This is a genomic window from Vibrio sp. D173a, assembly GCF_030248475.1.
Window position 1 is genome coordinate 1 of the sequence record NZ_JAHGAH010000181.1, and the last position, 7,938, is coordinate 7,938.

Annotated in this window: 7 protein-coding genes; 4 read left to right on the plus strand and 3 right to left on the minus strand. The window is 46.4% G+C overall.

Annotated features, from left to right (window positions below; genetic code table 11):
- Nucleotides 1-331: 331 nt before the first annotated feature.
- Complete coding sequence (locus tag KIV40_RS18150) at nt 332-1,687, plus strand: LysM peptidoglycan-binding domain-containing protein (RefSeq protein ID WP_285350593.1); 1,356 nt, start codon at nt 332-334, stop codon at nt 1,685-1,687.
- Between the two features lie 72 nt (nt 1,688-1,759).
- Nucleotides 1,760-3,211 (plus strand): hypothetical protein, encoded by a 1,452-nt coding sequence (locus KIV40_RS18155; protein WP_285350595.1) that lies wholly within the window; start codon nt 1,760-1,762, stop codon nt 3,209-3,211.
- 132 nt (nt 3,212-3,343) lie between these two features.
- Here the strand turns inward: KIV40_RS18155 and KIV40_RS18160 are convergent, their stop codons facing one another.
- The 3 genes from KIV40_RS18160 to KIV40_RS18170 all read right to left on the minus strand — a co-directional run bounded on the left by KIV40_RS18160 (nt 3,344) and on the right by KIV40_RS18170 (nt 5,381).
- On the minus strand, nt 3,344-3,820 hold the full coding sequence (locus KIV40_RS18160; protein WP_285350597.1) for a GNAT family N-acetyltransferase: 477 nt from the start codon (nt 3,818-3,820) through the stop codon (nt 3,344-3,346).
- A 40-nt stretch (nt 3,821-3,860) separates the two neighbouring features.
- Nucleotides 3,861-4,403, minus strand: a complete 543-nt coding sequence (locus KIV40_RS18165; RefSeq protein WP_285350599.1) for a hydrolase — start codon at nt 4,401-4,403, stop codon at nt 3,861-3,863.
- A gap of 117 nt (nt 4,404-4,520) precedes the next feature.
- Nucleotides 4,521-5,381, minus strand: a complete 861-nt coding sequence (locus KIV40_RS18170) for a LysR family transcriptional regulator (protein ID WP_285350601.1) — start codon at nt 5,379-5,381, stop codon at nt 4,521-4,523.
- A gap of 114 nt (nt 5,382-5,495) precedes the next feature.
- Here KIV40_RS18170 and KIV40_RS18175 point away from each other — a divergent pair, with 114 nt between their 5' ends.
- Both KIV40_RS18175 and KIV40_RS18180 read left to right on the plus strand, forming a co-directional pair.
- Nucleotides 5,496-6,560, plus strand: a complete 1,065-nt coding sequence (locus KIV40_RS18175) for an HlyD family secretion protein (RefSeq protein WP_285350603.1) — start codon at nt 5,496-5,498, stop codon at nt 6,558-6,560.
- 9 nt (nt 6,561-6,569) lie between these two features.
- Complete coding sequence (locus KIV40_RS18180; RefSeq protein WP_285350605.1) at nt 6,570-7,589, plus strand: DUF2955 domain-containing protein; 1,020 nt, start codon at nt 6,570-6,572, stop codon at nt 7,587-7,589.
- Nucleotides 7,590-7,938 lie beyond the last annotated feature (349 nt).

Consider the following 7,938-nt stretch of genomic DNA (forward strand, 5'->3'; position numbering starts at 1 on the left):
CCACCAAACCTTTAAATCGCCGCCGCGTCTACAAACCAAGTCATTCTCGCTGAACCTAGCATCTCGAGGTTACTTGGGTATAAATACCTAGCGCTTAATGCTTCTCTAAAATAAGCCTCCAATATGGTTACACTTCAATAGCATTAATATCAATTATTCCCCTTTTCGCCCTGTATTAATAACGCTTTTTATCATTAAAACCCTTACCTCTATCACTTTCGATATGCCTACAGTTTTAGTAACTAAGCAAATGGAATTGGTTATTCTGTCTATAGTGCGTTCGTTTAATTGCCGCTAAGCTATCACCAATTAAATCCAAGAGGCGATATCAATGAAGCGTCCAGCATCAAAGCGTGTGAGGGGAGCTGGCTACGCTCCACTTATCGATTCCGCACTAACTACGTCAAGTAATCGCTCCAGCGCAAACCAGTACTCGTCGGCTAGCAGCCAATCGCATTCAAAAAGCAGTGCTCAGGCGAGCTACAGCTCACTCGTAACCGACGCTCAATCACAAGCCACCGCTGAGTTTGAATGCCGAATAAAGATTCATGCTCCAAAGGATGACTTAAATACGCTTCAGCCTGGTGTATTTTCTCTGACGAAAACGCCAAATGAACCGCTTATTAAGCGCTGGGGGAAATTAGAACAAACACAACCATCACCGTGTACCGTATTATCTGCAGAATGCTTCGAAGCCGAAGACAAAACCCTTTTACACGAACTTTTTCAAGACATCGGCTTACAGCAAAAATACACAATCACACCAAAACCACTTGGCAGTGAATATACTAACGCTGAGTTCGTTCCTTTTATTCCCGCAGTAGAAACAAAGAGCTTACTCGGGTGGGCAGCACAAGGGTTTTATTATTACTTCTATGATGGGAAGCTGATGTATGAAATGGCTATCCTTGGCAACGATAAGTTCTCTTGGCAAATGACTGAGTCTAGCCCGCATGGCATCACAGACAAGCTCGTCAGCAAAAAAACATTCAACGCCATGCTTGTCCCAGTTGCCATAGAAGGAAAAAAAGCCGCGCCCCAGCATATTTTCTATCGCCAAGAAAAACTCACCAATGATGAGCTTGCAGAAATCAATGCTGCTTGGTTAAAACAGAACGCAACACTCATTGATATCGATGCGCTCAAAACCATTGTGAAGCAGCCTTTATTACCGCGAAAGCAAGCCGCCACACAATCCACCAGCGAAACGAGCCAAACCCAAAACCATAAAGTCCGCACCAACGACGACGGCTCTCCAGAGCAGTGGACAGACATTGCGCCTCAATACGGTTTGTCAGCAAAAGCACTACTCAAACTCAATCCGAACTATGAAAGTGATCCACTCGCTCTCAAAGTCGGCGATGTATTGACTGTCAGTGCGGCCGAGCAACCCCAAGAAGAGGCCAACTCTGAGCAAACTTGTCCTCAAGATACCTTTTCCGTTGGTGATGCCTACCCGCTTGGTGATGTGTGGGGCAAATATTCGCAACGTGATGTTTGGGGAGAGTATGCTGATTTAACGCAGCCCTCTTCGGTGATCAACATCTTTAGCCAAGCTGGATTATCCCCAAACACACCGGTATTGAATGTGCAAAAAATCGAAAACAGACTGCTGCGCATCACGGTATCTTTTGTCGAAGATGAATTGCAACTGACGCATATAACCAGCATCCCTGCGGGCCAATAAGACGATTCGTAACATCTGTCATTCCGCCACCAAGAGCGAAAAACAACCTATCTTCGACGATATTCAAAAGAAGTGAAAATACGTATGTACGGTGACAATAATCAAGCGGCTTCTTCCTCAAACAAAGCCCAAAAGAGAAAAAGCGACCAGCTCAATGCCACGCAAAATCCTGAATCAGCTAAACGCAAGCGAGATGCTGAAAACGATGCGACATGGACCACCTTTAAACAGGACTGGTGGGCATACGTTAATAACGGTGAACTCGAGGTAAAAAACAAGCGGCCAGAAGCCCTAATTCGCTTTAACTATCGCTATGTCGTTAGCGATAACACGGGAGCACTTAAGTATGAGCCTGCCGTTGTCGATCAAATTCTCAACCGCAGTAGAGAGTTGGAGCGTGTTTACTATCGTCGTCAGATCAATGACCAGAGCCCGAGACAAACTCGACAACAAAGCCAGAATGCCAGCTTACCTACGGCCTCCCACTTTGAGGAAAGAATTGCCCCGCAATCCTCCACTGGCACCGCTTTGATCGTCCCTTCAGTCGGCATGCCACAACAATTTCTAATAAAAGAAAAACTCCAAGAGCTGTATTGGTATACAGAAGGTACGAGTCGGCCCGTCTACTTGTTTGTGCATCAAAGTGAGCTAGCTCTATACGATGAACAGATGGGAGCATACTTACGTGATGCGGGAGTTGGTCTCGTAGGCTGGGAATTCGAATCAGGAACGGTTGGATTTGGTGCGACAAGAAAAGCCGTCGTCGATTTTTGCAAACAAAACCAGTTCAAAAAAGTCACCATGATGGACTGCAATGTGCTGATGTCTGACATGGACCTTATCTCTGCAGCCGAGCAAGCCACATCGAAAGTCAAAGATGACACCACTCTGTATTTTTCACTCGGTTCAACCAGCGGAGACACTTATGAAAAAGGGTCAAAAGCACCGAAGAAAACCACGGTCGAGTCAGATTCAGTGAAAGGGCGCCCTATCGAACAATTTACGATGCTAAACACCAACGTACTGTTTGATCCTGCGTTTATCTCCTCTTCGGAAGATATCGATGTCTCTAACGATATGAAGTTCTTCGAAAGCATCAACAAAGAGGACTCCATTGCGTTTAAAGAGTTAAAGCTGAAACTGCAAGATGCACAAAAAATCCAATACCCGAGAATTAACAAACTACGCCTAAACGCAACGTCCGACATCTACAACGAAAAGTTTAAGGAACACCTGACTCAGATCGCCAATAAGGAAAAAGATCTCGTTGTCCAAGTCAAAACGGACATGGGGAATGGTACAGAGCCAAAATTCCATAACGTGACCATACAAACACTGAGTGAGTTTATTGCCCAAAAACTAGGTAAAGATGCCCTTCGCATTCAATCTCTGATCATTGAAAAGATGTTGGTGAAGTACAAAAACATGAGTATGGACAAAGGCTATCAATACACCCCAGAGGGGCTGGAAGAAACGCAAGCGGCACTTTTCCCGGAGAATGACAGCGCGGATAACAACCGCTAGGGCCAAACACGTCAAAAGACGAAAGCTCGGCACTCAAAAACTATGCTTCCCTTGGCACTCAATTGCCAAGGGAGCGAAATACAAAATAGGCAGGGAGAAAAATAGCGGAACAAGTAGCGGGAACATAGATAGTTACAATCGCTTTTCCATCAATAACAAATCCCTGGCCTCCCCATCAAAAGAACGGGTTCCTGATTCGTGAGAAGTCACTTCGAACCCAAGAGATCCATAACAATTCTTGGCGACGGTGTTACGCTCGAAGACTGCCAATGACAATACACCAGCCTGATGCTGAGTTTGAGATAGTACGATAAGTTGCGTTAGCATCACTTTCGCAAGGCCTTGCCCTCGAAACGCATCAGCAACAAAAACACGACAAATACGGAAATGGGCGTCCGATACTTTGAACAACTCAACATAACCCGCCTTCTTCCCATCGCAAACAAGGAGAAATGGAAACACTTCGGGTCTCGCACAATGGAGCCTGATTTGTTGATGATCCAGAGGATAATGAAAATTCGGCCCACCCCATTGGTAATTCAATTTGTCTGAATCAATCCATTGAATCAGAGTCTCATAGTCTTCATGCTCAAACGCTCTCAGTTCCATCTTTACCTCTACCGTGATTGGCGTTCTAATCCGTTATTCTCTACTTAATCAGCCCTAAGATCTCTTTAAACTCTGGTGCTCGGCAATCTTCTACCATTTCATACAAACACATCTCAACACCTGTTAGGTCAACGCCATTCGCAGTCAGTTTTGCCAGCGCTAACGCTTTGTTGGCTGGCGTTCGGGAAGAGACACAATCCGTCACCAATTCCACTCGGTAGCCCATTTGACGCAGCGACACCGCGGTTTGATACACGCAAATGTGCGCCTCGATACCACAAACTAGCCAAGTATCGACTTTGGCGTTTTCTACCGCGAGTTTGAATGTCGGTTCTTTGCAACCATCGAAAGTGTGTTTAGCGATCGGCAAATGCTCCTTCGCTAACACTTCACGGATCGGCTCAACCCTTGGCCCCAAGCGTTCTGGGTTTTGTTCCAGCCATAGAATGGGCAAGTTAAGTGCTTTCGCTCCTTTGACTAATTTGGTGGTGCTTTCAATCAGTGCTTCGCTTTCGTGCATGAGCGTTGCCAACTTACCTTGCACATCGACAACAATCAGACCGGTGGAATTTTTCGATAACATTCTCATCTCCTATGAGCCGCTTGAAGGTGAATATACTCAAGCGTTTGAATAAAGAGAATGTACCAGAACTGCCGACTATTCTGATGAGCAAATTCGCGAAGTTATTGTCCGCTCATGCTATTGGAATTTTTCCCTAAACAGCTCAATCAAGGCTTTGACCTTGTTCGGCAAAAACAGATTGGATGGGTAAATCAACGTCAGATGTTGCTTAGGATGAGTAAACTCCGGCAACACCTCCACCAACTGGCCGTCTTCCAAAGCAGGCTTAGAATGCACTTGAGGAATGAATGCGATGCCATTGCCTGCAATCGCCATTAAACGCAGCAAGTTTAAATCGTCTGACCTAACTGCCACGTGTAATTCTGGGTCCAATAACCCTGCGTTGTATCGGTTGGTGAGTAAGCGATGGTGTTTTAAATCATCCATACTTTTTAATGGCGAATGGGCATCGAGGTAAGCTTGGGAAGCGACAAAATGACTGCGATAAGGCAGTAAACTGAACTGCACGTAGCTGTCGTCCGAGACTTTGGCCACGCTTGGAAGAAGCTGAAGATCGAACGCTTGACGCTTGAGATCGACACTCTCTTGGTGGTTCTCAATCTCTACCGACATATCCGGATAACGCGTGGTGTATTCGTTGATGATCCAGTTGAACGCAGCCGAGCTCATCAAAGTAGAAGGAATCGCGACGCGCACTTTGCCCGTCAACTCTTGCTCGTATTCGTGCATCACTTTCAAGCCTTGCTGAATATGCTCTATGGGTTGCCCCACCAGCTCAAACAGACGCTTGCCGTGCTCGGTAAGCTCAATGGTTCTCGTAGTACGAATCAGCAATTGGCAGCCCAACGCTTTCTCTAATTCTTGCAAACGTCGGCTCACTTTAGAGCGTTGTAGCTGGTTCGCCTCTGCCGCAGCACTAATGCCACCGTGCACGACGGTTTGGCTAAACAGGTGAAGATCATCAAAACTTACGTTCATTGTCCTACTTTTAGGTCATTCATGCGCTTATTGTCATTCTACTGAATTGTGTTCGACTTCTCTATAATTCGTTATCTTATTTGCTTGCGAGCGCCATAAATTAAGGAATTTCTTATGACAGCGGATCATAAATTCAAACACTGGATGCGAACACTTATTGTCCTGTTAATTGTACTCTTTTTCTACATCATCATTGCTGACCGTCACGCGCCAATCACCACCGAAGGTCGCGTACAAGGCTACGTGGTGCAAGTCGCGCCAGAAGTGTCTGGCAAAGTGACCGACGTGCTGATCGAAAACAACCAAGCGGTGCACAAAGGCGATGTGCTGTTCAAAATCGACGACCGCAAATACAAAATCGCTTTAGAACAAGCGCAGCTTTCACTGCAATCCGCCTACGAGAAAGAAGCAACACTGTATTCGCAACGAGAAGCGGCGTTGGCAAACATTGCTCGTGCTCAAGCAACTTACAATAACGCGCACAGTGAGTACTCACGTCTAGAAAAACTGTCGAAGCAAAAAGTGATTTCTCAATCCAACTTAGACAGTGCCTACGCACAAAACCAAGTTTCTCGTGCGGCACTGAAAGCGGAACAACAAAACTTGAAAGTGATTGAAGCGCAGCTTGGTGACAAAAAAGGCCAAAGCACCGCGGTACGCATTGCGCAAAATGGCATTGAGAAAGCACAGCTAGACCTAACCAATACCGCGGTTCTTGCTCCAAGTGATGGTGTGGTGACGAACCTACAGTTGGAAGTCGGCACCATGGCAAACACCAACATGCCATTGCTGACGTTTGTACCAACAGGCTCAATGTGGGTCGCAGCAGATTTCCGAGAGAAGTCTGTGGCAGGAGTAAGTAAAGACTACCACGCCATGGTGGCATTCGATGCTAACCCAGGTTCTGTGTACGACTTCGATCTGGCTAGCCGAGATTATGGCGTTGCCGCTGCTCAGCAAACTCCAAACGGCGCACTGACCAAAGTCGAAGTGAACAACCGTTGGGTACGTGATGCGCAGCGAACTCGCGTGAACCTGACCAGCGAAGAAGCCTTGCCTTCCTCTCTGTTCGTTGGTTCTCGTGCCACCATCGTGCTTTACCCAGACAACAGTCCGTTTTGGTCACTGATGGCACAAGTTCAAATCTACCTTGCTAGCTGGTTCCACTTTATCTACTAGGCGGCTGCGATGAAAACCTTACGTATTTGGTTTGGCTGCTCAATGGGTTTGGCGTTGAGCATGATCTTTGGTTGGTCTTACGGTTTCTTTGCCGTCATGCTGCCACTGTTTGTGCTCGGCCGCATGGACCACTTCAGTCTGCCACTCGTCTTGATGGTGCTGTTCTCGGCGTTTTGGACCACGGTTCAAGCCACCTTTATTCTCGAATACTTGCAGTTCCATCCTACTCTGATGTTCGCGGCAGTGGGCATTATGATGCTGTTTAAATGCATCGCAATGATGAATCCGAAAACCTACTTGTTTGGTTACATGGGACTGCTGGTTGGCTCTATCGTGCTGAACTTTGCGAGCTACGACTTCATGGATATTGAAGAGTTCAACGTCAACCTTTGGGTGATTTCGTTCAGCAATATCTTCGTCTGTGCCCTCGCCTATTGGCTATTTCCAGAGCCGGAATCGAAGATCTTACAAACAGAAATGACCACGCCAGTAAAAAGCGATATCGACTACATCAGCCAAGTAGCAATGGGCTGGGTGGTAGCGATGGCGGCGTTTTTGGTGTTCCAAATTGGTGATTTGTACGACTCGCTTTCGGCGCAGGCTTCGATCCTCATCATCCTAACGCCAATGACACTAGCAGGCTCAATGGCGATGGCGAAAATCCGCATCATCGGCACAGCACTTGGCTGTATCGCCGGTATGGCGGTGCAGTTAATCTTGGGCAGTTGGTTTGGTCATGGGTTGTTGTTCTGGCTGGCGTTTACCATCGCCATGGGGCCATTCTGTTTGTGGTTAACGAAAGGACAAGTCAAAGCCGCCATTGCATTCTCGGCGATGTCTGCCCTCTCCGTTCCACTGACCACGTCATTAGTGCCTGAGCAGAAAGACGCGTTCTTCTCCATCTTGTACCGATTCAGTTCGATATTCGTAGCAGTGCTGCTGACCGCAATGGTGATGTGGGTAGTACACCACTGGATTCGCGTGATGTTATTGAAGCATCGTGAGATGAAGAACATGGAATTGAATTGACGGGAAACGGGAAACGAAGTATGCCGCTCACTTTACTATGAGCGGTATTTTTATTTCAGTTAATCAACTCATAAACTACTGCCAAGATCGGCACACTACTTTCCTATCCAATGCGATGAGATTACAAACCCTGTGAAACTATAACTCTATTAATTTCATCTTTTTTAGAAGTCCTTCGCACCTCAATAGTTACACCGTCGGCCTTCCTTTACTTGCAAGGTGAGTCTCTATAAAGATCTATATTATTTATAGGGAAAGATTATGTATTTACGAAAATTTCAGAAAAGTGAACTGAGAAGTGGACCCCAATGGTTGGACACATAAGCTAACTTCTTAAGTGGTTGATCCA

Bases quoted from the DNA above. Each gene is read 5' to 3' on its own strand.
- KIV40_RS18175 (WP_285350603.1), top strand. From the start codon at position 5,496: ATGACAGCGGATCATAAATTCAAACACTGGATGCGAACACTTATTGTC.
- KIV40_RS18170 (WP_285350601.1), bottom strand. From the start codon at position 5,381: ATGAACGTAAGTTTTGATGATCTTCACCTGTTTAGCCAAACCGTCGTG.
- KIV40_RS18150 (WP_285350593.1), top strand. From the start codon at position 332: ATGAAGCGTCCAGCATCAAAGCGTGTGAGGGGAGCTGGCTACGCTCCA.
- KIV40_RS18180 (WP_285350605.1), top strand. From the start codon at position 6,570: ATGAAAACCTTACGTATTTGGTTTGGCTGCTCAATGGGTTTGGCGTTG.
- KIV40_RS18160 (WP_285350597.1), bottom strand. From the start codon at position 3,820: ATGGAACTGAGAGCGTTTGAGCATGAAGACTATGAGACTCTGATTCAA.
- KIV40_RS18165 (WP_285350599.1), bottom strand. From the start codon at position 4,403: ATGTTATCGAAAAATTCCACCGGTCTGATTGTTGTCGATGTGCAAGGT.